20 protein-coding genes are annotated in these 23,487 nt (G+C 71.7%); 15 read left to right on the top strand and 5 right to left on the bottom strand.

Annotated elements, in window-relative coordinates; genetic code table 11:
- Window positions 1-2: 2 nt before the first annotated feature.
- The 12 genes from Bra3105_RS00630 to Bra3105_RS00685 all read left to right on the top strand — a co-directional run bounded on the left by Bra3105_RS00630 (window position 3) and on the right by Bra3105_RS00685 (window position 10,600).
- Window positions 3-1,034 carry an L-threonylcarbamoyladenylate synthase gene (locus Bra3105_RS00630; protein WP_228358184.1) on the top strand — a complete coding sequence of 344 codons (1,032 nt, stop codon included), beginning with the start codon at window positions 3-5 and terminating at the stop codon, window positions 1,032-1,034.
- Entirely contained in the window at window positions 1,031-2,164 is a 1,134-nt protein-coding gene (locus Bra3105_RS00635) for an MraY family glycosyltransferase (protein ID WP_200500987.1), read from the top strand. The genes Bra3105_RS00630 and Bra3105_RS00635 overlap by 4 nt, the downstream gene beginning before the upstream one ends.
- 77 nt (window positions 2,165-2,241) lie before the next feature.
- Window positions 2,242-2,721 (top strand): Cg1360 family ATP-synthase-associated protein, encoded by a 480-nt coding sequence (locus Bra3105_RS00640; RefSeq protein ID WP_200500986.1) that lies wholly within the window; start codon window positions 2,242-2,244, stop codon window positions 2,719-2,721.
- A gap of 280 nt (window positions 2,722-3,001) precedes the next feature.
- Complete coding sequence (gene atpB, locus Bra3105_RS00645; RefSeq protein WP_152352682.1) at window positions 3,002-3,838, top strand: F0F1 ATP synthase subunit A; 837 nt, start codon at window positions 3,002-3,004, stop codon at window positions 3,836-3,838.
- A 65-nt stretch (window positions 3,839-3,903) separates the two neighbouring features.
- Window positions 3,904-4,137, top strand: a complete 234-nt coding sequence (gene atpE, locus Bra3105_RS00650; protein ID WP_152352683.1) for an ATP synthase F0 subunit C — start codon at window positions 3,904-3,906, stop codon at window positions 4,135-4,137.
- Between the two features lie 11 nt (window positions 4,138-4,148).
- A complete protein-coding gene (locus tag Bra3105_RS00655) occupies window positions 4,149-4,697 on the top strand; it encodes a F0F1 ATP synthase subunit B (protein WP_228358185.1) in 549 nt (182 codons plus the stop codon).
- A gap of 9 nt (window positions 4,698-4,706) precedes the next feature.
- Complete coding sequence (locus Bra3105_RS00660) at window positions 4,707-5,522, top strand: F0F1 ATP synthase subunit delta (protein WP_228358186.1); 816 nt, start codon at window positions 4,707-4,709, stop codon at window positions 5,520-5,522.
- A 111-nt stretch (window positions 5,523-5,633) separates the two neighbouring features.
- On the top strand, window positions 5,634-7,259 hold the full coding sequence (atpA, locus tag Bra3105_RS00665) for a F0F1 ATP synthase subunit alpha (protein ID WP_228358187.1): 1,626 nt from the start codon (window positions 5,634-5,636) through the stop codon (window positions 7,257-7,259).
- Window positions 7,260-7,345: 86 nt separating this feature from the next.
- Window positions 7,346-8,260, top strand: coding sequence for a F0F1 ATP synthase subunit gamma (locus Bra3105_RS00670; RefSeq protein ID WP_228358188.1), 915 nt, complete (start codon window positions 7,346-7,348; stop codon window positions 8,258-8,260).
- Between the two features lie 49 nt (window positions 8,261-8,309).
- A complete protein-coding gene (gene atpD, locus Bra3105_RS00675) occupies window positions 8,310-9,785 on the top strand; it encodes a F0F1 ATP synthase subunit beta (protein ID WP_200500980.1) in 1,476 nt (491 codons plus the stop codon).
- Entirely contained in the window at window positions 9,782-10,054 is a 273-nt protein-coding gene (locus Bra3105_RS00680) for a F0F1 ATP synthase subunit epsilon (protein WP_200500979.1), read from the top strand. The genes atpD and Bra3105_RS00680 overlap by 4 nt, the downstream gene beginning before the upstream one ends.
- 15 nt (window positions 10,055-10,069) lie before the next feature.
- Window positions 10,070-10,600, top strand: coding sequence for a DUF2550 family protein (locus tag Bra3105_RS00685; protein WP_228358189.1), 531 nt, complete (start codon window positions 10,070-10,072; stop codon window positions 10,598-10,600).
- Window positions 10,601-10,634: 34 nt separating this feature from the next.
- Here the strand turns inward: Bra3105_RS00685 and Bra3105_RS00690 are convergent, their stop codons facing one another.
- Window positions 10,635-11,888, bottom strand: a complete 1,254-nt coding sequence (locus tag Bra3105_RS00690; RefSeq protein ID WP_228358190.1) for an N-acetylglucosamine-6-phosphate deacetylase — start codon at window positions 11,886-11,888, stop codon at window positions 10,635-10,637.
- A 46-nt stretch (window positions 11,889-11,934) separates the two neighbouring features.
- Entirely contained in the window at window positions 11,935-12,669 is a 735-nt protein-coding gene (nucS, locus tag Bra3105_RS00695; protein WP_228358191.1) for an endonuclease NucS, read from the bottom strand.
- Between the two features lie 212 nt (window positions 12,670-12,881).
- Between nucS and Bra3105_RS00700 the strand changes: the two genes are divergently transcribed.
- The 3 genes from Bra3105_RS00700 to Bra3105_RS00710 all read left to right on the top strand — a co-directional run bounded on the left by Bra3105_RS00700 (window position 12,882) and on the right by Bra3105_RS00710 (window position 16,326).
- Window positions 12,882-14,267, top strand: coding sequence for a hypothetical protein (locus tag Bra3105_RS00700; protein WP_228358192.1), 1,386 nt, complete (start codon window positions 12,882-12,884; stop codon window positions 14,265-14,267).
- Complete coding sequence (locus Bra3105_RS00705; RefSeq protein ID WP_228358193.1) at window positions 14,264-15,331, top strand: DUF8094 domain-containing protein; 1,068 nt, start codon at window positions 14,264-14,266, stop codon at window positions 15,329-15,331. The genes Bra3105_RS00700 and Bra3105_RS00705 overlap by 4 nt, the downstream gene beginning before the upstream one ends.
- A 74-nt stretch (window positions 15,332-15,405) precedes the next feature.
- Window positions 15,406-16,326: a co-chaperone YbbN gene (locus Bra3105_RS00710; protein WP_228358194.1), complete on the top strand. Its 921-nt coding sequence runs from the start codon at window positions 15,406-15,408 to the stop codon at window positions 16,324-16,326.
- A gap of 60 nt (window positions 16,327-16,386) precedes the next feature.
- Here the strand turns inward: Bra3105_RS00710 and glgB are convergent, their stop codons facing one another.
- The 3 genes from glgB to glgX form a co-directional block, all read right to left on the bottom strand.
- Window positions 16,387-18,549, bottom strand: coding sequence for a 1,4-alpha-glucan branching protein GlgB (gene glgB / locus Bra3105_RS00715; RefSeq protein WP_407650907.1), 2,163 nt, complete (start codon window positions 18,547-18,549; stop codon window positions 16,387-16,389).
- Between the two features lie 161 nt (window positions 18,550-18,710).
- Window positions 18,711-20,756 carry an alpha-1,4-glucan--maltose-1-phosphate maltosyltransferase gene (locus Bra3105_RS00720; RefSeq protein WP_228358196.1) on the bottom strand — a complete coding sequence of 682 codons (2,046 nt, stop codon included), beginning with the start codon at window positions 20,754-20,756 and terminating at the stop codon, window positions 18,711-18,713.
- Between the two features lie 73 nt (window positions 20,757-20,829).
- Entirely contained in the window at window positions 20,830-23,250 is a 2,421-nt protein-coding gene (gene glgX / locus Bra3105_RS00725; RefSeq protein WP_228358197.1) for a glycogen debranching protein GlgX, read from the bottom strand.
- Window positions 23,251-23,487 lie beyond the last annotated feature (237 nt).

The following is a 23,487-nucleotide window of genomic DNA, read 5'->3' on the forward strand; positions in this document are numbered from 1 at the left end:
CCGTGAGCGTGTACGACACCACGAACGAAGCCACCCGCGACGAGGGCCTCCAGGCCGCCCAGGACGCCCTCTCCGACGGCGGCCTGATCGTGCTCCCCACCGACACCGTCTACGGCATCGGCGCGGACGCCTTCACCCCGGACGCCGTGCAGGCGCTCCTGGACGCCAAGGACCGCGGGCGCGACGCCCCGCCGCCGGTGCTCGTCGGTGACCCCGCCGTGCTGCTGGGACTCGCGGTCGACGTCCCCGAGTACGCCGAGCGCCTCACCGAGGCCTTTTGGCCCGGCGCGCTCACCCTGATCCTCACCGCGCAGCCCTCGCTGAACTGGGACCTCGGGGAGACCCGGGGCACCGTCGCCCTGCGCATGCCCGACGACGAGGTCACCCTCGAGCTGCTGCGCCGCACCGGCCCCCTCGCCGTCTCGAGCGCGAACCGCCACGGCAAGCCCGCGGCGCTCAGCATCATGGACGCCGCCACCCAGCTCGGCGACCGCGTCGACGTCTACCTCGACGGGGGCCCCGCGCGCCTGGGCACCGCCTCCACGATCATCGACACCACGGTCGAACCCGCCGAGATCGTCCGCGAGGGCGCGCTCACCCGCGAGCAGATCATCGAGGCCGTCGGCGACATCTTCACCGCGCCCGAGCCCGAGGAGCCCGAGGCCGGATCCGCAGCCGAGACGGAGGCCGATGGCGGCGAGGTCGACTCCGACGCCGACGAGACCGCGACCGACGCCAACGAGGCGACGGCGGAGGATGCACCGGCCGAGGGGGCGACGGACGCGGAGACCGCGGCCGACGAGTCCGCCGCGACGGCGGGCGAGGAGAACGTCGAGGACATCGGCGCCGACGCCTTCGCCGCCGCCGGCTCCACCCCGCTGGTCGCGCCCGGCGAGTCCGGGACGGCCGCCGCGGACGTCGACGTCGACGTCGACGTCGTGGACGCTTCCGCCGCCGATCCCGACTCCTCCGCAGAGCCCGATGCCTCCGCCGACGGACCCGGGGAGACCGGGAGCGGGAGCCGCCCCGCGTGAGGATCTACCTGTTCGTCCTGCTCCTCGCGGCGGCGGTGACCTTCCTGGTCACACCCGCGGTGCGCCTCATGGCGCGCAGGATCGGGGCGATGACGGCGGTCCGCTCGCGCGACGTCCACACGGTCGTGACCCCGCGTCTCGGGGGACTGGGGATCCTGGTGGGGGTCGCCGCGGCGATGCTCATCGCCAGCCGCATCCCGTTCCTCCACGGCCTGTTCCACGAGAGCAGCCAGCCCTGGGCGATCCTCGCCGCCGCCGGGATCGTCGCCCTCCTGGGCGCCGCCGACGACAAATGGGACCTCGACTGGGTCACCAAGCTCGCGGGCCAGGTGCTCGCCGCCGTCCTGCTGGCCGCCGAGGGCGTGCGCCTGGTGTCCCTGCCCATCGGCGGCGTCACCCTGCTGTCCTCGCGCAGCGCCATCATCCTCACGGTGCTCGTCGTGGTGGTCTCGATGAACGCCGTGAACTTCGTGGACGGTCTGGACGGCCTGGCCGCAGGAGTCATGGCTATCGGCGGCACGGCGTTCTTTGCCTACGCCTACATGCTCACCCGCAGCGCCTCGACCACGGACTACTCCTCGCTCGCGGCCCTGATCACGGCCGCGATGGTGGGCGCCTGTCTGGGGTTCCTGCCGCACAACCTGCCGCGCGCGAAGATCTTCATGGGCGATTCGGGCTCGATGCTCCTGGGACTGCTCCTCGCCGCGAGCACCATCACGGTGACCGGCCAGATCGACACCGCGCAGCTGTCCGACGCGAAGGTGATCGGTCAGTTCCTGCCGATCCTGCTGCCCATCGGCGTCATGTTCATCCCGTTCCTCGACTTCGTGCTCGCCGTCGTCCGCCGCATCGGCTCGGGCCACTCGCCCTTCCACGCCGACAAGCTCCACCTGCACCATCGCCTCCTCGCGATCGGCCACTCGCAGCTCGGCGCGGTCCTGATCATGTACATGTGGGCGATCGTGATCTCGGTGGGGATGCTGCTTCCGGCCCTCGTGGACATGCGCACCGTCGTGATCTTCTGGGGGATCGGGCTGCTCGTCGCCTTCGTGGTGACGATCGATCCGGTCGCCCGACTGCGCCGCCGCTCCGCCCGGCGCCGCCCCGCCCACGAGCGCGAGGCCGGCTGACCCCGTCGGCCGCAGCCCCAGACCAGCCCCGACCCGACCCGACCCGACCCGAGACCCCCGAGGAATCCGAGACGCCGATGCCCGCCGCCGACCGACCCGATCCCGCCGCTGCGAGCGACGAGGGGATCGCGCGCGCCCGCCGCCACAACGACCGTCTGCTGATGCGGGCCCTGCTGCTCGCGATCCTCGCGGGGATCGTCGTCGACGCGGTCGTCATCCTCCTCGCCGCGCTGCTCGGCGGCGCGGGCGCGGTGCCCGGCGCACTGGTCGGGAGTGGCCTCGCTCTCGTGGTGACCCTGCCCACAGTGGTGAGCGCCCGGATCGCCCGTCCGCTGCCCGGCACCTCGTACGCCATGGTGCTCATGGGAAGCTGGCTCGTGAAGATGTTCGTGCTGGTCATCGCGCTCCTGCTGCTCGGCGACGCGAGCTGGCTCTCGCGGCCCTGGCTCGGCGTCGCCCTGCTCGCGGGGGCGGTCGTGGCGGCTGTCACCGAGGCGGTCGGGATGGTGCGCTCACGTGCGCGTCTGGAGGTCGCGGAACCCCCTCGGGAGCAATGACGCTCTGATATGCTTGGGGAGTCTTCGCGTGGCCTGGAACGGCCCCCGTGACACTCCACCACACCGCCCCTCCGGGGTGAGCCGTGGGTTCGGCGGGTCCCGGATCGTTCCGACGCCGCCTCCCCGACCTCGGCTCGTCCGCGGCCCGGCGGCACCGTCTCGCGGCATCCCCGACCCCGGTGGGGGATCAGAGGACATGCACGACCATCCAGACTGCTGACGCCAGCGACGGCCGAGGCCCCAGGGCCTCGTCACCCGTACGCCGGAATCGGCGGGGCGGATGCCGACACGACGACCACGGGAGATCGCGCTGAACACCGCCGACGCCACTCCGAACCTCCTCGCCGAGGGCTTCGAGTTCCACACGCCGAGCATCTCCGAGTTCTTCCCGGACGCCATCCTCTTCGGCGGCACGTGGTTCGAGTTCAACCGCGTCCAGCTCGTGCGGCTCATCATCCTCGTCGTCGTGCTCACGGTGATGGCGGTCATCGCCTCCCGCGCCAAGCTCGTGCCCGGTCGCGCGCAGAGCATCGTCGAGATGATCATCGAGTTCGTCGACCACTCGATCATCGAGAACACCCTGGGCATGCGCGAGGGCAAGAAGTACGCCCCCATGCTCGTGACGATGTTCTTCTTCATCCTCACTATGAACCTCGCGGGCGTGATCCCCGGGCTGAACCTCGCCGGCACCTCGGTGATCGGCCTGCCGCTGCTCGCGGCGCTGTGGACGTTCATCGTCTACATCTCCTTCGGCATCAAGAAGCACGGCCTGGGCGGCTACCTCAAGCACGAGACGATGCCCCCCGGCGTGCCGAAGCCGATCTACATCCTGCTGATCCCGATCGAGTTCCTCCAGCTCGCCGTGATCCGCTGGGCCTCGCTGACGATCCGACTGCTCGCCAACATGGTCGCCGGGCACATCATGCTCGTGGTCTTCATCGGGCTGACCCAGGGCCTGCTGTTCTCGGGCTCCGCGCTCATCGCCGTCGCGCCCTTCTCCGGGGCCCTCGCGATCGGCATCTACGGCTTCGAGATCTTCGTGGCCGCCCTGCAGGCCTTCATCTTCACCATCCTGACCGCCGTGTACATCAACATGGCGACGTCGGACGAGCACTGACCCGCTCCGTCGTCACCTCCCCAGAACGCGCCGTCCACCCGGTCGGCACAACGAAAGGAAACCCTGTGGACGCCACCACTCTCGCAGAGCTCTCCGGCAACGTCGCCTCGATCGGCTACGGCCTCGCGGCGATCGGCCCCGGCATCGGCATCGGCATCATCGTGGGCAAGACCGCCGAGGCGACCGCCCGCCAGCCTGAGCTGCGCGGCGCCCTGCAGTCGACCATGTTCATCGGTATCGCCTTCACCGAGATCCTGACGCTGCTGGCGATCGTCACCGGCTTCCTCTTCAACAGCTGAGGACCCCCACCATGATTCTTGCCGAAGGCACCTCGGAAGAGGTCGAGGGCTGGAAGATCCTGGTGCCCGAGCCCCAGGAGATCGTCTGGTCGCTGATCTTCCTGGTCATCTTCGCCGTCGTCTTCATCAAGTTCATCCTGCCGCGGCTGAACGCCGTGCTCGATGAGCGCAGCGAGAAGATCGAAGGCGGTCTGAAGAAGGCCGAGGAGGTCCAGCAGCAGGCGGACCAGCTGAAGGACGAGCAGGAGCAGGAGCTCGCGGCGGCGCGCCAGGAGGCCGCCTCCATCCGCGAGAAGGCCCGTGCGGACGGCGCCGCGATCGTCGAGGAGGCCAAGGCGCGCGCCGAGGCCGAGAACGACCGCATCCTCACCGCCGGCCGTCAGCAGCTCTCGGCCGAGCGCACCACCGCCGCGGCCCAGCTCAAGGGAGAGGTCGGCACGCTCGCGAGCGACCTCGCCTCCAAGATCGTCGGGGAGTCCCTCACCGACGACGAGCGCTCCCGCCGCGTGATCGACCGGTTCCTGGACGACCTCGAGTCGTCCCAGACCGCGACCCGATAAGGACACCAGATGCGAGGAACCTCCTCCACCTCCCTGCGTGAGGTGACCCAGCGGTCCCAGGACCTCCTGCGCGGCGACGACACGTCGCTGGCGCAGGTCGCCGAGGACCTCTTCGGGGCCGCCGACGCGATCGACTCCAGCAACCAGCTGGTGCGGATGCTGAGCGACGGCGGGCGACCCGCCGAGGTCAAGCAGGCCGTGGCGCGCTCGCTCTTCGAGGGGCGCGTCAGCCCCGGAGCGCTCTCCGTGATCCTCGAGATCGTCGGTCGCCGCTGGTCAGAGCAGGAGGACGTCCTGGACGCCCTCGAGCAGCTCGGCGTCGAGGCCCTCCTCGAGCAGGCGGCCCGCGAGAGCATGCTCGAGCAGGTCGAGGAGGAGCTCTTCCAGATCTCCCGCGTGATCGACGAGAGCGGCGAGCTCACGGGCGCCCTGGACGACGCCCGCGAGCACCCGGAGCAGCGGGCGGGGATCGTCTCGCGGCTGCTCGAGGGCCGCGTGCACCCGCTGACCCTCGCGCTCGCCCGCCGTGCGGTGGGCCGGCGCACGGACGTCAAGCCCGCTCGCCGCCTCCTGGGCTTCGCCGAGTTCGCCTCGGCGCGCCGCCGCCGTCTGCTGGCGATCGTGCGCAGCGCGCGACAGCTCACCCCCGAGCAGCAGTCGCGCCTGTCCTCGATCCTGACCCGGATCTACGGCCGCGAGGTCCAGACCAACTTCGAGCTGGACGAGGACGTCGTCGGCGGCCTGCGCGTCCAGGTCGGGGACGACCTCTACGACGCGACAGTCCTCGCGCGCCTGGCCCAGGCGCGCACCCGCCTGGTGGCCTGACGGCCGCGCGGCGAGATCCACCGGAGATCCCCCGGGACCTCCCATCTGACGACCACAGCTGGTACGACCACCGCCCCGCCCGCGGGGCAGAGAAGGAAGCGAAGCACCGCGATGGCTGAGCTCACGATCCGCCCGGAGGACATCCGGAACGCCCTGGACACCGCAGTGTCCACCTACCAGGCCGGCACGCCCGAGCGTGAGGAGATCGGCCGCGTCACCGAGTCGGCCGACGGCATCGCCCGCGTCGAGGGACTCCCCGGCGTCATGGCCAACGAGCTGGTCCGCTTCGAGGACGGCACGCTCGGCCTGGCGCTGAACCTCGAGCTGCGCGAGGTCGGCGTCGTCGTCCTCGGCGAGTTCTCCGGCATCGAGGAGGGCCAGGAGGTGCGCCGCACCGGCGAGGTGCTCTCCGTGCCCGTCGGCGACGACTTCCTCGGCCGCGTGGTCGACCCCACCGGCGCCCCCATCGACGGCCTCGGCGAGATCGCCAGCACCGAGCGCCGCGCGCTCGAGCTGCAGGCCCCCACGGTCATGCAGCGCAAGAGCGTCAAGGAGCCGATGCAGACCGGCATCAAGGCCATCGACTCGATGACCCCGATCGGTCGCGGCCAGCGCCAGCTCATCATCGGCGACCGCCAGACCGGCAAGACCACCATCGCCCTGGACACGATCCTGAACCAGAAGGCGAACTGGGAGTCCGGCGACCCGAGCCAGCAGGTGCGCTGCATCTACGTGGCCGTGGGCCAGAAGGGCTCGACCATCGCGTCGGTCCGCGCGACCCTTGAGGAGGCCGGCGCCCTCGAGTACACGACGATCGTGGCGGCCCCCGCCTCGGATCCCGCGGGCTTCAAGTACATCGCCCCCTACGCGGGCTCGGCCATCGGCCAGCACTGGATGTACGAGGGCAAGCACGTCCTCATCGTCTTCGACGACCTGACCAAGCAGGCCGAGGCCTACCGCGCCGTGTCGCTGCTGCTGCGCCGCCCGCCGGGCCGCGAGGCCTACCCCGGCGACGTGTTCTACCTGCACTCCCGCCTCCTCGAGCGCTGCGCGAAGCTCAGCGACGAGATGGGCGGCGGCTCGATGACCGGCCTGCCGATCATCGAGACCAAGGCCAACGACGTCTCGGCGTACATCCCGACCAACGTCATCTCGATCACCGACGGCCAGGTCTTCCTGCAGTCCGACCTGTTCAACGCCGATCAGCGCCCCGCTGTCGACGTCGGCATCTCGGTGTCCCGCGTCGGCGGCTCCGCCCAGATCAAGGCGATGAAGGGCGTCTCCGGCACGCTGAAGATCTCGCTCGCGCAGTACCGCGACCTCGAGTCCTTCGCCATGTTCGCCTCGGACCTCGACGCGGCCTCCAAGCAGCAGCTGAACCGCGGCGCGCGCCTCATGGAGCTGCTCAAGCAGCCCCAGTCCTCGCCCTTCCCGGTCGAGGAGGAGGTCATCTCGATCTGGGGCGGCACCACCGGCAAGTTCGACGACATCGAGGTCGAGGACGTCCGCGAGTTCGAGTCCCTGCTGCTCGAGCACCTGCGCCACAACGGCACGGTGCTCGAGGACATCCGCACCTCGAAGAAGTTCTCCGAGGAGACCGAGCAGCAGGCCACCGAGCTGCTCGAGCAGGTCAAGCGCGACTTCCTGGCCGGCAAGGGCCAGGGCGAGGCCCGCACCGACGTGCACGAGAGCGCGGAGGACGAGGACATCGACCAGGAGCGCATCGTCCGCGGATGATCCGGTGCGCCGCCCGACCGGGGCAGGGGTGACCCTGCAGGGAGGGCGGCGCCGGGACCAGCCGGAGCATCCCGCGAAGGAGAGACATGGGAGCACAGCAGAGGGAGTACAAGAAGCGGATCACCTCCGCTCAGGGCATGAAGAAGATCTTCAAGGCCAAGGAGATGGTCGCGGCCTCGCGCATCGCCAAGGCCCACGCCCGGGTGCTCGCGACCACGCCGTACGCCGAGGCGATCACTCGGGCGATCGGCGCCGTCGCGACCCATTCGACCGACGTCGAGCATCCGTTCCTCGACCAGGAGCGCAGCGAGACCGGCCGCGCCGGCATCCTGCTCATCACGGCCGACCGCGGGATGACGGGCTCGTACTCGCACAACGCGATCCGCGCCGCGGAGGAGCTCGCCAACCACCTGATCGACGAGGGCAAGACGCCCGTGCTGTACATCGTCGGGCGCAAGGGCGAGACCTACTACACGTTCCGCAACCGGCCGCCGGTCACGGCCTGGACCCCGTTCCAGGAGAACGAGATCCCGGCGCTCGGCCACGAGATCGCGCAGCGGCTCACCGGCGACCTTCTCAGCGAGGATCCGGAGGTGCACCTCGACGAGGCGTACCTCGTGGGCACCCGCTTCCTCAGCCGCTTCCGGCAGGTGGCCCGGGCGACCCGCCTGGTCCCGCTCGAGGTCGTGGACGCCGAGGCGGGCGCGGAGGCGCCCTCGTACCCGCTGTACGAGTTCGCGCCCGACGCCGAGACGGTCATGGACGAGCTGATCCCGCGCTACCTCGAGTCGCGCATCGTTAACCTGCTCATGCAGTCGATGGCCTCCGAGCACGCGGCGACGCAGCGCGCGATGAAGACGGCCACGGACAACGCCGAACAGCAGATCCGCAAGTTCACCCGGCTGGCCAACTCGGCGCGCCAGGCGGAGATCACCCAGGAGATCTCGGAGATCGTCGGCGGCGCCGACGCGCTCTCGGGATCCGGTCGCACCGAACGCTGAGCCGCCGCGAGCGCTCCGCGCGCCGGCCTGACCCATTGGAGAGAAACGTATGAGCACCCCAGTCACCACCGACGCCCCGGCTGCCTCCGCGCAGCAGGGCACCGGCCGCATCGCCCGTGTCACGGGCGCGGTCGTCGACATCGAGTTCCCCCCGGGCAACATCCCCGATCTCTACAACGCTCTGACCACGGAGATCAGCGCCGAGGGCGCGGGCCTCGAGCCCTCCGTCCTCACGCTCGAGACGGCCCAGCACCTCGGCGACGGCATGGTCCGCGCGATCGCGCTCAAGCCGACGGACGGTCTCGTGCGCGGCCAGTCCGTGACCGACACCGGCGCCCCGATCTCCGTGCCGGTCGGCGACGTCACCCTCGGCACCGTCTTCGACGTGGTCGGCAACCCGCTGAACATCGAGGAGGGCCAGACCTTCGAGGTCTCCGAGCGCTGGCCCATCCACCGCACGGCCCCCAGCTTCGACCAGCTCGAGTCCAAGACCGAGATGTTCGAGACCGGCATCAAGTCGATCGACCTCCTCACCCCGTACGTGCAGGGCGGCAAGATCGGCCTGTTCGGCGGCGCGGGCGTCGGCAAGACCGTCCTCATCCAGGAGATGATCTACCGCGTGGCCAACAACCACGACGGCGTCTCCGTGTTCGCCGGCGTGGGCGAGCGCACCCGTGAGGGCTGGGACCTCATCGAGGAGATGACCGAGTCCGGCGTCATCGAGAAGACCGCCCTGGTCTTCGGCCAGATGGACGAGCCGCCGGGCACGCGTCTGCGCGTGGCCCTCTCGGCGCTGACCATGGCGGAGTACTTCCGCGATGTGCAGAGCCAGGACGTGCTGCTGTTCATCGACAACATCTTCCGCTTCACGCAGGCGGGCTCCGAGGTCTCCACGCTGCTGGGCCGCATGCCCTCGGCCGTGGGGTACCAGCCGAACCTGGCCGACGAGATGGGGCAGCTCCAGGAGCGCATCACCTCGACCCGCGGCCACTCGATCACCTCGATGCAGGCGATCTACGTCCCGGCCGACGACTACACCGACCCGGCCCCGGCGACGACCTTCGCCCACCTGGACGCGACCACCGAGCTCTCCCGCGAGATCGCCTCGCGCGGTCTGTACCCGGCGATCGACCCGCTGACCTCGACCTCGCGCATCCTCGACCCGCGCTACGTGGGCCAGGAGCACTACGACGTCGCCAACCGCGTGAAGCAGATCCTCCAGCGCAACAAGGAGCTGCAGGACATCATCGCGATGCTCGGCGTCGACGAGCTGTCCGAGGAGGACAAGGTCATCGTCGGCCGCGCCCGCCGCATCCAGCAGTTCCTCTCGCAGAACACGCACCTGGCCAAGCAGTTCACCGGTGTGGACGGCTCGGACGTGCCGCTCAAGGACACCATCGAGTCCTTCAAGGGCATCTGCGACGGCGAGTTCGACCACATCCCCGAGCAGGCGTTCTTCAACGTCGGCGGGATCGACATGGTCATGGAGAACTGGCACCGGATCCAGAAGGAGCTCGGAGAGTGAGCACCCTCGAGGTCACCTTCGTCTCCGCGGACCGGACGGTCTGGAGCGGCTCCGCCGCCCAGGTCGTGGTCCCCGCCGCCGACGGCTCGATGGGCATCCTGCCGCGCATGCAGCCCACGCTCGCGATCCTCGAGCGCGGCGCGGTGCGGATCATCGGCGAGGACGGTGAGGTCACCGAGCGAGCGGTCGACGGGGGCTTCGTCTCCATGGATCGCGACGTGGTGACGATCGCCGTCGATCATGCCGATCGCGCCACGGCCGCCCGCTGAGGCGAACGCGCACCGATGATGCACGTCAACGTCCCGATCACCCTCGTGGTGATCGGGACGTTGGTCGTTCTGCTGGCGCTCGCTGTGCTGGTCCGCTCCGTGGTGATCGCGCGCCGCGGCGGCGCGCTCGACTGCTTCCTGTGGCGACCCCGGGCCCGAGGAGGACGCGGCGCCTGGCGCGGCGGGCGCCTGCGCTTCACCTCCCAGGGTCTGCTCTGGCACCGCACCGATGCTCTGCTCCCCGGCGGTGAGGTGCTGCTGCGCCGCAGCGAGATCCTCGACGTCCAGCGGCAGAACGTCGTCGGTCGTGGGGGAGCGGGCGACGGTGCGGAGGGCGTCGTCGGGGCGAGTGACGCCGGCGCGGTGACTGACGCCGGCGGGACGAGCGGCCCCGGAGGGACGCGCATCGTCCTGGACACCGAGATCGAGTTCGTCCGCCGGGAGGGCGAGCCGCTGTGGCTCATGTTGCCCTTCACGACCTCCTCGGCCGTCATCGCCTGGTACGAGGCGGCGCCGACGGGCGCGGTGCGCGGGGACGCCGACTGAGCAGTGCGCGAGGTGCCCGCCGGGTGCTGCGAGCTCAGTCCGCCTGGGCGGTGCCGACGAGCTCGCCCCGACGGATGACCTGCACGGGACGCAGGTCGGAGTCGACCAGCAGCACGTCGGCCGCGAGTCCCTCGCGCAGCGCACCGATCTCGTCCTCGCGTCCGAGGACGCGCGCCGGGACCGCGGTGGCCGCGCGCACGGCGACGGCCAGATCCACGCCGGCCTCGCGCACGGCGAAGCGCACGACGTCGATGAGATGCGCGGTCCCTCCCGCGATCGAGCCGCCGTCGGCGAGGGTCGCGACGCCGTCCTGCACGTCCACGTCCAGCGCACCGAGCCGGTAGCTGCCATCCGCCATGCCCGCGGCGGCCATGGCATCGGTGATGAGCACGACGCAGCCGTCGGCCGCGAGGGAGAAGACGTGGGCGACGGTCTCCGCCGCGAGGTGGACCCCGTCGGCGATGACCTCGACGACGATGTCCCCGCGGCCGGCCGCGTCGAGCGCGGAGAGTGCCGGGCCCGGATCGCGGTGGTGGATGGGCCGCATGCCGTTGAACAGGTGCGTCGCGGTGGGCAGCGCGGAGCGGCCGTGATGACGGCGCAGGGCATCGCGGGAGGCGATGATCGCCGCGTCCATCTGGGCGCTGTCGCAGTCGGTGTGGCCGAGCGAGGGGACGGCACCGCCGGCGGCGAGGGCGTCGATGACCGCGGTGGCCGACGCCGTCTCCGGGGCCATGGTCATCGTCGCGACCGCGCCGCGGCCCGCCGCGCACAGCTCGCCGACGAGAGCGGCGTCGCCGCCGGTGATGTGGGCGGGGTTCTGGGCGCCCTTGCGCGCCTCGGAGATGAAGGGGCCCTCGAGATGGATCGCCTCGACCTCGCCGTCCTCGACGAGCCCGGCGAGCATGCCCACGCGCCGGCCGAGCTCGTCGGCCGAGGCGGTCACGAGCGAGGCGACGAGGGACGTGGTGCCGTGGCGACGGTGCTCGCGCACGGCGACCATCGCCTCCTGGGCGTCGGCGCAGTCGGGGAAGGAGGCGCCGCCGCCGCCGTGGCAGTGCAGGTCCACGAGACCGGGGAGGATCAGCCCCGGATGCTCGAGAGTCCGCTCGGCCCGGTGCGCCGGCGCCTGCTCCTCGGGCCCCGCCCACAGGATGCGGTCGCCCACGAGGAGCAGCAGCGCACTCGGGAGCACGCCCCGATCGAGCACGGCCGTGCCGCGGACGGCGAGATCGGCATGCAGGGTCTCTGCGTGCTGCGGATCGACGGGGACGTCGGTGGAGGGCATCGATGCTCCTGGTGCGTGCGGTGACGGGATGCGTGCGGGAACGGAGTCAGAAGAGGCGGCTCTCGGCGTCGTCGATGCCGCGCAGGGCGTCGTAGTCCAGCGTCACGCAGTCGATGCCGCGGTCGTGGGCGAGCACCTTGGCCTGGGGCTTGATGGCCTGGGCGGCGAACATGCCGCGCACCGGCGCGAGCAGCGGGTCGCGGTTGAGCAGATCGAGATAGCGGGTGAGCTGCTCGACGCCGTCGATCTCGCCGCGCCGCTTGATCTCGATGGCGACGGTGGCGCCGTCGGCGTCGCGGGCCAGGATGTCGACCGGTCCGATGGCCGTCGGGTACTCGCGGCGCACGAGCGACCAGTCCGTCCCGAGGGTCTCGATGTTCTGGGCGAGCAGCGCCTGCAGATGCGCCTCGACGCCGTCCTTCTGCAGGCCCGGGTCGATGCCGAGCTCGACGCTCGTGTCCTCGAGGATCTCGTGCAGGCGCACGCGCAGGCGGTCACCTGTCTTCGCATGGACCACGTCCCACTGCTGCACCCAGTCCTCCTCGGGGAGGGGAGCGTGGTCGCCGGTCGGGTCGTCGGACGTGTCCTCGACGTCGGCCCGGTCCACGACCTTCAGCTGGCAGGGCGGGCTCATCCAGTTCAGCGGCTTGTAGCTGCCGCCGTCGGAATGGACGAGCACGCTGCCGTCGGCCTTGACGATGAGCAGACGGGTGGCCAGGGGCAGATGGGCGGTGAGCCGACCGGTGTAGTCGACCGAGCACTGAGCAACGACGAGACGCACCCGGCCAGGGTACGGCAGGACGGCCGACCCCTGGGCCGCACGCCGCCGTGTGCCCGCCCGCGCACGGGCGAGGCGAGGCATGCGCCACGCGTGCGGCCTCTCACGCTCGCGCGCGAAGGGGATGTGCTCGTCGTTCGATTCTCGTATCGTGGCAGGGATTCGGTGCGAACGAGGAGATCGTCATCATCTACAAGATCATTGCAGCCGTCCTGGTGGTGCTGGGACTGGTGGGGCTCCTCATCGGGCGCCTGGGGGAGACCACGTGGGCTCCCGAGACCGAGCGCACCGCGACCGTGGACCTGTCCGACCCCGGCCCGGCCGTCGTCATCGACCCGGGCGTGCTGTACGTGGGCGGCACCCAGGGGGACGTGAAGATCACCGCGGACTCCGACGTCTCCGTGATCACGGCCTCCAACGACGACATCGACGCGTACCTCGACGGCGTGAAGCACACGCAGGTCACGGGACTGAGCGACTGGAGCACGCTGAAGACCGAGACGGTCGACGGCGACGACGACTCGATCTCCGATCCCACGTCCTCGGACCTGTGGCGCAGCGTCAAGACCTCGAAGAACCCGACGACGATCGACATCGCCGACTTCTACGCCGAGGAGACCTCGACGGATCCGCAGCCCTACCGCGCGATCCTGCTCGTCACCGACGGCAGCAAGCCCGGCGCCGACAGCATCTCGATCACCTGGCCCGTCGACGAGAAGAACGAGTGGGTCCCCTTCGCATACGCGGCGGGCGCGACCCTCATCATCGTGGGCCTCGTGATGCTCGTGGTCTCCTTCGGCTCCTCGCGCCGCGAGCGCGAGCGGGTGGGTGCCGGGGATGACTCCGAGGAGCTCGGGGCGGACGACGCTCCCGCATCGGATCTCGACCCCGCATCGGCATCCGCGTCCGCACTTGCTTCGTCCTCTGCGGGCGCGGCGCATCTCGCCGGCGACGCCGAGGAGACCCCCGAGGACGACGGCCCCCCCGCGGTCGACGAGACTCTCGCAGCCGACTGGGCACCCGTAGCCGACGAGGCCCCGACGCACGAGCACGAGAGCGTCGACGCCTGGCAGGTCGGCGAGGAGCAGGCGCAGGCCGCGCCGTCGGCCGAGCCTTCGACGGACGCGCTCGATCGGGTCGACGAGGAGCCCGGCACCGCCGATGCGGGCCCGGCCGAGCAGGAGCCCGTCGGCCCGGAAGCACCCGCGGCCGACGAGTCCGCGACCACCGAGCTCGAACCCGCCGAGCCTGCGACCACCGAGCTCGAACCCGCCGAGCCCTCGACCGACGAGCCCCCGACGGAGCAGCTGTCCGCGCAGGGCGAGCAGCGCCCCGTGACCGCGCCGATCCCCGTCGGCGGCGCCGACGGAACGGGCGCCGGCCATGACGACGCCGAGGGATCCGAGGACCCCACGGAGGTCATCGACCGGATCGAGGAGCCGATCGCGGGACCGGGCGAGGACGCGTCGGCCGCTCTGCCGCGGCGCTCGCACCGCCACCGCGCCGCGACCCCGGAGCCGGAGCACGGCGGGGGATCCCAGGAGGACGCACAGCACACGGGCCCCGAGCACGGGTCCGACACCGAGGAGGAGCAGCGATGAGCGCGTGGAACAGGCGCGGGTTCCTGGGCGGCATCGGCGTGCTCGCCGTCGGCGGTCTGCTGGCGGCCTGCGGATCCGATGACTCGACCCCGCCCGCGGTGCCCACGGGCCCCGAGGCCGAGGGGCCGACCCCCGCGGTGACCAGTGATCAGATGGCCGCCTACCTCAAGGCGGTCCACTCCGCAGTGGAGAAGGCGGACGACGACCTCGACGCGAAGGCCCTCGCGCCCCGCGTGATCGGTTCGGCCGCCTCCTTCCGCAAGGACACCTACTCGATCCTCACCAAGAACAAGGACTGGATCGCGAAGAACGCCGAGGACTTCCGCACCAGCGCCCTCGACAGGCCCGGCGAGAAGGCCGTCGTCCCGATCACCTCGACCACCTCGGACTTCCCGCGCACCGCGATCGCGCTCGTCGAGGCCGACGGTGACGACGACGCCGCCCCGTACTTCATGATCCTGCAGCAGAAGGACGCGCACTCCCCGTACGCGACCTGGGGCTGGGCGCAGCAGGCCGTCGGCGTGGACATGCCGACCGTTCCCTCGGCGAAGGTGGGCAGCGAGGCGGTCGACGGCAAGGCCGACGACCTGCTGATGACCCCTGCCGACGCCATGACCCTCTACTCCGAGGTGCTCGCCTGGGGCGGCGGCAAGGACTCCAAGAAGCAGCTCGCGAGCGATCCCTTCACCACCCGGACCCACAAGGACATCCAGGAGGAGCGCAAGCAGCTCAACAAGGGCGTCGAGAAGGACGAGGTGGGCACGATCCGCGAGATCTACACGCCCGTGAAGGACGAGATCGCCGGCCTGCGCACGGAGGACGGCGGCGCGATCGTGCTGGGCACCATGACCTCGAAGCGCACCCTGAAGGTCACCGATGGCTCGAAGGTCAGCTACGGCGAGGACAACATCTTCACCACGATCATCGGCAGCCGCACCTTCACCAAGGAGTACGTGCGCGAGTACGGCACGACCGTCGCCCTCTACATCCCGCCGAAGGGCTCCGACGCGAAGGTCCAGCCCATCGGGGCGACGCGCGCCGTGATCGGCGCCAGCGGCGAGTGACCGGCCGGGCCGACCGGCCCGGGCGACCCCGCCCCTGAGATTCCCAGCAGTCCCGCAACGCGAAGGAGCATCCCATGACCGATCCCTACGGCGTCATCGACCTCGCATCGCTCAAGAAGCCCGAGGGCTCCGAGAACGCGGGGCCCGTCGGCGAGCACGAGGTGTCCGTCGACGAGGCGAACCTCGAGCAGATGATCCAGGACTCCGCGCGGGTCGCGACGCTCCTGCTCGTCACGAGCTCGCGCGTCCCGGGCATCGACGAGCTGCTGGGCGCGCTGCGCTCCGGCGTCGACGCGAAGGGCGGCGCGCTGCGTCTCGCCGTCGTCGACGCGGACACCCAGCCCCGCGTGGCGGGCGCCCTGCGCGTGCAGCAGCTGCCCACCCTCATGCTGCTCCTGCAGGGGCAGCTCCAGCCGATCGCCGAGTCCATGGTCCCCGCCGACCAGATCCCCGGGCTGCTCGACCAGATCGTGCAGGTCGCCCAGCAGACCGGTCTCGACGTCAGCGGTGCGGCCGACGGGCAGGGGGCCGACGGCTCCGGCGCGGAGGACGCGGACGGCGCGGCCCCCGCACAGCCCGAGCTGCCGCCCCTCCTGCAGACCGCCTACGACGCGATCGAGGCGGGCGACCTCCCCGGCGCGCAGACCGCCTTCGAGGAGCACCTGAACCAGAACCCGGCCGACGCCGAGGCCAAGGCCGGCCTGGCGACCGTGCATCTCATGGACCGCACCCGGGACGCCCAGCTCGACGCCGCCCGCAAGGCCGCGGCCGACGCGCCGCAGGACCTCGACGCGCAGCTGCTCGTCGCCGACCTCGACATGCTCGGCGGCCACGTCGACGATGCCTTCGGCCGACTGCTCGACCTGCTGCGCGGCGCCGACCAGGACACCAAGGACCGCGTGCGCGCGCGCCTGCTCGACCTCTTCGAGGTCGCCGGACCCGAGGATCCGCGCGTCGCCCCCGCCCGCAAGCGTCTGGCGAACCTGCTCTTCTGACCTGCGCCGGCCGGGCCGGGCGGGTCACCCCGCGCCGCGCCCGGCGCAGGTCGCGCCCGGTCAGCCGCGGCCGTCGGGGCGGAGCACCAGGGCCCCGAGCGGCGGCACCGAGAGGCGCACGGAGTGGGAGCGCCCGCCGGCGGGGACCTGCTCGACGTCCACGCGGCCCAGGTTCCCGACCCCGCTGCCGCCGTAGACCGGCGCGTCGGAGTTCAGGACCTCGCTCCACGAGCCGCCCGAGGGCATGGGGATGCGGTGCTCGTGCCAGGGCTCGGGCGAGAAGTTCAGGACCACCACGAGCTCGCGGCCGGCGCGGTCGCGGCGCAGGAACGCGATGGTGTCGTGCGAGGCGTCGTCGGCCAGCAGCCATTCGAAGCCGTCGGGGTCCTGGTCGAGCTCGGAGAGCGCCGGGTGCTCGCGCAGCAGGGCGTTGAGGTCCCTGACGAAGCGCTGGATGCCCTGGTGCATGTCGAACTCGAGCAGCCACCAGTCGAGGCCCGTCGACTCGTTCCACTCCGAGGACTGCCCGAACTCGCTGCCCATGAACAGCAGCTGCTTGCCCGGATGGGTCCACTGCAGGGCGAGGTAGGCGCGCAGTGTCGCGGCCTGCTGCCAGTCGTCGCCCGGCGCCTTGCGCAGCAGGGGCTTCTTGCCGTGGACGACCTCGTCGTGGGAGATCGGCAGCACGAAGTTCTCCGAGTACTGGTAGACCATCGAGAACGTCAGCTCGCCGTGGTGGTACTGGCGGTTGATCGGGTCCTCGCCGATGTACTCGAGGGTGTCGTGCATCCACCCCATGTTCCATTTGAAGCCGAAGCCCAGGCCGCCCGCGTCCGTGGGACGGGTGACGCCGGGGAAGGACGTGGACTCCTCGGCGATCATGACGACGCCGGGCGCGCGCTTGTAGGCGGTGGCGTTCGCCTCCTGGAGGAAGGCGATGGACTCGAGGTCCTCCCGGCCGCCCTCGCGATTGGGCACCCATTCGCCGTCGTCCCGGGAGTAGTCGAGGTAGAGCATCGAGGCGACGGCGTCCACGCGCAGGCCGTCGACGTGGAACTCCTCGAGCCAGTAGCAGGCGTTGGCGACCAGGAAGTTGCGCACCTCGCTGCGGCCGGTGTCGAAGATCAGCGTGCCCCAGTCGGGGTGCTCGCCGCGGCGCGGGTCCGCGTGCTCGTACAGCGGGGTGCCGTCGAAGCGCGCGAGCGCCCACTCGTCCTTGGGGAAGTGGGCGGGCACCCAGTCCATGATCACGCCGATGCCGGCGGCGTGCAGGGCGTCGATCAGCGCACGCAGGTCGTCGGGCGTTCCCCAGCGCGAGGTCGGCGCGTAGTAGCCGGTGACCTGGTAGCCCCAGGAGCCGCCGAAGGGATGCTCTGCCACGGGCATGAACTCGACGTGCGTGAATCCCATGGCCTGCACGTACTCGACGAGCTCGGTGGCGAGCTCGCGGTAGCCGAGCCCCGGCTTCCAGCTGCCCAGGTGGACCTCGTAGACCGACATCGGGCCGGCGAGCGCGTCGTGCTGGGCGCGCGCGGCGAGCCAGGCGTCGTCGGACCACTCGTAATCGCTCGTGGTGACGATCGAGCCGGTCGCCGGCGGGACCTCGGCGCGCCGCGCCATCGGGTCGGCCTTGTCGCGCCACTGCGAGGTCGCATCCAGGATGCGGAATTTGTACACCGCCCCGTCGCCGACCCCGGGCACGAAGATCTCCCACACCCCTGCGGATCCCAGGGAGCGCAGGGCGTGCCCGCGGCCGTCCCAGCCGTTGAAGTCGCCGACGACCTGGACGGCCCGGGCGTTCGGCGCCCAGACGGCGAAGGAGGTGCCCGGCACGCCGTCGACCTCGCGCACGTGCGCGCCGAGCACCTGCCACAGCTCCTCGTGGCGCCCCTCGCGGATGAGGTGGAGGTCGAGCTCGCCGAGCGTGGGGAGGAAGCGGTAGGGCTCCTCGAGCTCGACGCTCCCGCCCTCGGGCGCCCACTGCACGCGGATGCGGTACGCATCCAGGTGCGCGCGGGGGACCGCGACCACCCAGATGCCGTCGTACTCGTGGCGCATGGGATGCACGGTGCCGTCGGGCAGGACGAGGGAGACCTCGTGCGCGAGGGGCTTGAGCGTGCGCACGGTGACGCCGCCGTCGTAGGAGTGCACGCCCAGCACCGAGTGCGGGTCGTGGTAGCTGCCGGTCGCCGCCGACCCCAGCTCGTGGGTGCCCACGGGCATCACGCGCGGGGCCGGGGTGCCGCCGGTGGACGCGGTGGGGGCCGACGACGCGGGAGCAGATGCGGCCGGGGTCGCCGGGGGCAGGGACGACGGGGTCCGGGACGACCGTCCGCTCGGGTCCGCGCCGGATCCGGTGCTCGTGATGTTCTCGTCCATGGTGCTCACTCCTCGCTGCGGACCACGCGCAGCACGTGCGCGGGGCGGTCGGTGGGCGAGAGGATCACGAAGGGGCTCTCGTCCCATGTGAAGCGCTCGCCGGTCAGCAGGTCCTCGACCTCGAAGCTCCCCTCGACGTCGAGGGCCCCGGTGTCCAGGTGGATGGTGGAGCCCGTGCCCTGGTCGTACCGGGTCAGGGACACCACGATGACGGTGTCGGCGCGGCCGGAGTCGGTCTGCGAGCCCGGCAGGTGCTTGGAGAAGACGACCACCTGGGGGTCGTCGGCCTCGTGGAAGACGATCTCGGTGAGGGTCTGCAGCGCGGGGTGCTCGCGCCGAATGAGGTTGAGCTGCGTGAGCAGCGGCTCGAGGCTCTGGCCGCGCTGCAGCGCGCCCGCGAAGTCGCGGGGCCGGTACTCGTACTTCTCGTTGTCGATCTGCTCCTCGGCGCCGGGGCGCGGCACGTCCTCGACGAGCTCGTACCCCGAATAGACGCCCCAGGTGGGCACGAGGGTCGCGGCGAGGATCGCGCGCAGCCGGAACGCGGGGCGGCCGCCCTGGGACATGAAGGGCGTGAGGATGTCGTGGGTCGTCGGCCAGAAGCTCGGCGTCATGTATGGCGCCGAGTCCACGAGCTCGAGCAGGTACTCCTCGAGCTCCTCCGGGGTGTGGCGCCACGTGAAGTACGTGTAGGACTGGTGGAATCCGACCTTGCCGAGCGCGTGCATCATCGTGGGCCGGGTGAATGCCTCGGCGAGGAAGATGACCTCGGGATGCTTCTCGTCGAACTCGGCGAGCAGCTCCTGCCAGAAGCGCACGGGCTTGGTGTGCGGGTTGTCGATGCGGAACAGCGTGACCCCGCGCTCGACCCAGCCCTCGAGGACGTCGCGGATCGCCGCGTAGAGCCCCTCGTAGTCGGTGTCGAAGCTCAGCGGGTAGATGTCCTGGTACTTCTTGGGCGGGTTCTCCGCATAGGCGATGGTGCCGTCGGGCCGCACCACGAACCACTCGGGATGCTCCCGCACCCACGGGTGGTCGGGGGAGCACTGCAGCGCCACGTCGAGGGCGACCTCGAGACCGAGCTCGTGGGCGCGGCCCACGAACGCCTCGAAGTCCTCCATGGTGCCCAGGTCGGGGTGGATCGCGTCGTGCCCGCCCTCGGCCCCGCCGATCGCGTAGGGCGAACCGGGGTCGCCGGGCCGGGTCTCGAGCGTGTTGTTGCGGCCCTTGCGGAAGGTCTCGCCGATCGGGTGGATCGGGGTCAGGTAGGCGACGTCGAAGCCCATCGCGGCCACCCGGTCCAGCTCCCCGGCCGCGCTGCGCAGGGTGCCGCTCCTCCAGCCGCCCTCCTCGGCGCTGAAGCGCGCGCCGATAGAGCGGGGGAAGAACTCGTACCAGGAGCCGAACAGCGCGAGGCGCCGGTGGACGATGAGCTCGTGCGGCCCGTCGGGCGTGACGCCCTCGCGCAGCGGCCGCGCGGCGAGGATCGCCCGCAGGTCGGCGGCGAGCGCCGGGGTGACCCGGGCCGACGGGGAGAGGGAATGGTTGCGCAGGGCGTCGATCGCGGCGCGGACGACGGGCCCGTCGGAGGCGGGGCGCTCGTCGTCCTCGATCTCGGCGAGCACGCGGCCCAGCACCTCGGCGCCCTCGGCGATGACGAGGTCGACGTCGATCTCGGCGGGGATCTTCACCTCGGCGACGTGCGCCCACGTCGCGTAGACGTCGCCGAAGGCCTCGATCGTGAACTGCCAGTGCCCGGTCGCGCGGGGGCGGATCCGGGTCTCCCAGAGGTCGAGCCCGGGGTTCGTGCTCGCGAGGGACTGCCGGGTCTCGTTCCCCTCGGGGTCGCGGAGGACCACCTGCACGCCCATCGCGTCGTGCCCCTCGCGGAAGGCGTTCGCGGTGATGCGGACGCTCTCGCCCTCGGCGCACGAGGCGGGGAAGCGGCCCGCGTCCACCACGGGCCCAGCGGCCATCACCGGGATCCGGCCGATGCCCGCGTCGAGGCCCGTCGGCTGCGAGGCGGCGGAGGACGGGGGGAGGGAAGCCATGGACGCTCCTGATCGCTCGGTCGTGCACGGGGTCTCGCGAGGTGACGACGGTCTCACAGGGCCGCCGGTGGACTCACGATAGCCGCTCGTCGGGATGCCCGTCTCCCGCGATCGCGAGGACGAGGACGGAGGCCCCGCGCACGTGCGTGCGGCCCTCGCGCACCCGTCCCTTCTCACCGCCTGCGAGCAGCGCGGCGGGGTCCTCGACCGCGCTGTCGAACAGCACGCGGACATCGCCGTCCAGCCACGGCTCACGGGGCAGGGCGACCTCGAGATCGGCCTCGTCGGCGGAGAGGATCACGAGCAGATGATCGGCGCGAGCGGTCCCGTCGGCCCGATGGGCCCCGTCGCCCGCGTCGATCCCGCCGGTCCCGCCCGCGTCGTCCGTCCCGCCCGGGAGCAGCATCTGCAGCACGTGCCGGCCGGGATCCTGCCAGGGCTCGTGGTCCATGCCCTCGCCGTGCTCGTCGTACCAGCCGGCCTGCCCGGGTCCCGGACGGCGGGGGTCGAGCGGGCGCAGGTAGCGGGCCGCGCGCAGCTGCGGGAAGCGGGCGCGGATCGCGAGGAGAGCGCGGACCGCCTCGATCCGCCCCGGGCGCTGCGCGACCAGGGACCAGTCGACCCAGGAGATCTCGTTGTCCTGGCAGTAGGCGTTGTTGTTGCCGCGCTGGGTGCGTCCGAACTCGTCGCCCGCGGTGAGCATGGGCGTGCCCGCGGCCAGCAGCAGGCTCGCGAGCAGCGCGCGCGCACTGCGCTCGCGACGCGCCTCGAGGGCCGCGGCGCCGGGGTCGTCGGCGGGCGGCGGTCCCTCGTGGCCGTGGTTCCACGAGCGGTTGTCGGCGGTGCCGTCGCGTCCGGCCTCGCCGTTGGCCTCGTTGTGCCTCTCGTCGTAGCTCACGAGGTCCTGGAGGGTGAAGCCGTCGTGCGCGGTCACGAAGTTGACCGAGGCCCAGGGAGCGCGCAGGCTGCGGCCCGCGGGCAGATCGGCGGGGTCCCGGGCGGCCATCACGTCGCGGGAGCCGGCCAGGCGGCTGGCGAGATCGCGCACGCCGCTGCCCCCGGCCTCGCCCTCGCGCTCGCGCGCCGCCCTGTCCGTGAGCCAGAAGGACCGCAGGTCGTCGCGGAAGGCGTCGTTCCATTCGGCGAAGGGGGCGGGGAAGGCGCCTGTCTGCCATCCGCCTCCTCCCACGTCCCAGGGCTCGGCGATGAGCTTGGTGCCGCGCAGCACGGGATCCAGGGTGATCGCCCGCAGCAGGGCGTGGTCGGGTCGGAAACCGGAGGAGTCGCGCCCCAGCGTCGCCGCGAGGTCGAAGCGGAAGCCGTCGACCCCCATGTCGAGGACCCAGTGCCGGAGGGACTCGAGCACGAGGTCCACGACGGCGGGGGAGCGCGGGTCGAGGGTCGCCCCGGTGCCGGTGACGTCCACGAAGTCGCCGCCGTCCATCCAGTAGTGCTCGCTCGCATCGAGCCCGCGCAGGCTCAGGGAGGGCCCGCCGAAGCCGCCCTCGGCGGTGTGGTTGAAGACGACGTCGAGGATGACCTCGAGGCCCGCGGCGTGGAGGGCGCGGACCATCGCGCGCACCTCCTCGAGCACGGCGAGCGGCCCCTGGTGACGGGCGGCGGCGCTCGCGTACGCGGGATTCGGCGCGAGATAGGAGAGCGTCGAGTAGCCCCAGTAGTTCGTGAGGCCGCGCCGCGTCAGGTGCGGCTCGTCCATGGCCGCGTGGATCGGCAGCAGCTCCACCGCGGTGACGCCCAGCCCGCTGAGGTACGAGGTGACGGCGGGATGCGCGAGACCCGCGTAGGTGCCGCGCAGCTCGGGCGGGACGTCGGGGTGCAGCTGGGTGAACCCTTTGACGTGCAGCTCGCAGACCACAGTGTCCGACCAGGGGGTGCGGGGCGGCGCGGCTGAGGGGTCGGAACCCGCCGACGGGGCGGAACCTGCCCACGGGTCGGAACCGGCCGATGGGCGGGGGCCGTCGGCGGCCCTCTGCTCCGGGCTGCCCGCGACGACGGACCACACGCCCACGTCGGCGTCGTCGCTCTCGCTGCGGCGCAGGGGCGAGATCGGGTCGAGCATCGCGTCGACCTCGTGGGGGAACATCCCGGAGGCGAGCGGGGAGGCGTGCGAGACGGCGCGGGCGCGCGGATCCAGGAGCAGCTTCGCGGGATTGAACCAGGCGCCGCGCTCGGGATCCCACGGTCCGTGCGCGCGCAGGCCGTAGAGGGTGCCGGGCACCATGGCCTCGACCTCGTCCCAGTGCAGTCCGCCGTCGACGTGGCGCAGCGTCGTGCGCTCCTCGCGGAAGCGTCCGCCGCCGAGGTCTCGGCGCACGCACAGCTCGACCCTCTCGGCGCGCGGCGCGACCACGGCGAAGGTCCCGTGCCCTCCGGCATCGACCTGGAGGCCGGGCCGCGTGGGCGGGGACGGGGCGCGGCGCGGCGCGCGATCGGCGCCGGGACCGCCGGGACCGGTGAGCGGGGGATGGGGCATCGTCGCATTCTTCCACCGAGGGCACACCGCCCCGAGCACGACACGAGCGGCCTGCGCACCCGTCCGGGGCGCCCCGCGAACAGGACCGGGGCGCGGGGCCCGGAGAGGTTAGGATCGTCGGGGCGCCGGGCACGGCCCGTCGTCCCCAGGCAGCACCAGCAGCGCGTCGGCCGCACCGGGCGTGCCGGCTGCCGCACGATCCGCACGCAGCACCACGCGACGGGAGCACCCCCGCAG

The sequence above is a fragment of the Brachybacterium halotolerans subsp. kimchii genome (assembly GCF_020792675.1).
Taxonomy (GTDB): Bacteria; Actinomycetota; Actinomycetes; order Actinomycetales; family Dermabacteraceae; genus Brachybacterium; species Brachybacterium halotolerans.

Coding starts and splice junctions, on each gene's coding strand:
- Bra3105_RS00640 (WP_200500986.1), top strand. CDS start 2,242: ATGCCCGCCGCCGACCGACCCGATCCCGCCGCTGCGAGCGACGAGGGG.
- atpB (WP_152352682.1), top strand. CDS start 3,002: ATGCCGACACGACGACCACGGGAGATCGCGCTGAACACCGCCGACGCC.
- Bra3105_RS00655 (WP_228358185.1), top strand. CDS start 4,149: ATGATTCTTGCCGAAGGCACCTCGGAAGAGGTCGAGGGCTGGAAGATC.
- Bra3105_RS00660 (WP_228358186.1), top strand. CDS start 4,707: ATGCGAGGAACCTCCTCCACCTCCCTGCGTGAGGTGACCCAGCGGTCC.
- atpA (WP_228358187.1), top strand. CDS start 5,634: ATGGCTGAGCTCACGATCCGCCCGGAGGACATCCGGAACGCCCTGGAC.
- Bra3105_RS00670 (WP_228358188.1), top strand. CDS start 7,346: ATGGGAGCACAGCAGAGGGAGTACAAGAAGCGGATCACCTCCGCTCAG.
- atpD (WP_200500980.1), top strand. CDS start 8,310: ATGAGCACCCCAGTCACCACCGACGCCCCGGCTGCCTCCGCGCAGCAG.
- Bra3105_RS00685 (WP_228358189.1), top strand. CDS start 10,070: ATGATGCACGTCAACGTCCCGATCACCCTCGTGGTGATCGGGACGTTG.
- Bra3105_RS00690 (WP_228358190.1), bottom strand. CDS start 11,888: ATGCCCTCCACCGACGTCCCCGTCGATCCGCAGCACGCAGAGACCCTG.
- Bra3105_RS00705 (WP_228358193.1), top strand. CDS start 14,264: ATGAGCGCGTGGAACAGGCGCGGGTTCCTGGGCGGCATCGGCGTGCTC.
- Bra3105_RS00710 (WP_228358194.1), top strand. CDS start 15,406: ATGACCGATCCCTACGGCGTCATCGACCTCGCATCGCTCAAGAAGCCC.
- glgB (WP_407650907.1), bottom strand. CDS start 18,549: ATGCCCGTGGGCACCCACGAGCTGGGGTCGGCGGCGACCGGCAGCTAC.
- Bra3105_RS00720 (WP_228358196.1), bottom strand. CDS start 20,756: ATGGCTTCCCTCCCCCCGTCCTCCGCCGCCTCGCAGCCGACGGGCCTC.
- glgX (WP_228358197.1), bottom strand. CDS start 23,250: ATGCCCCATCCCCCGCTCACCGGTCCCGGCGGTCCCGGCGCCGATCGC.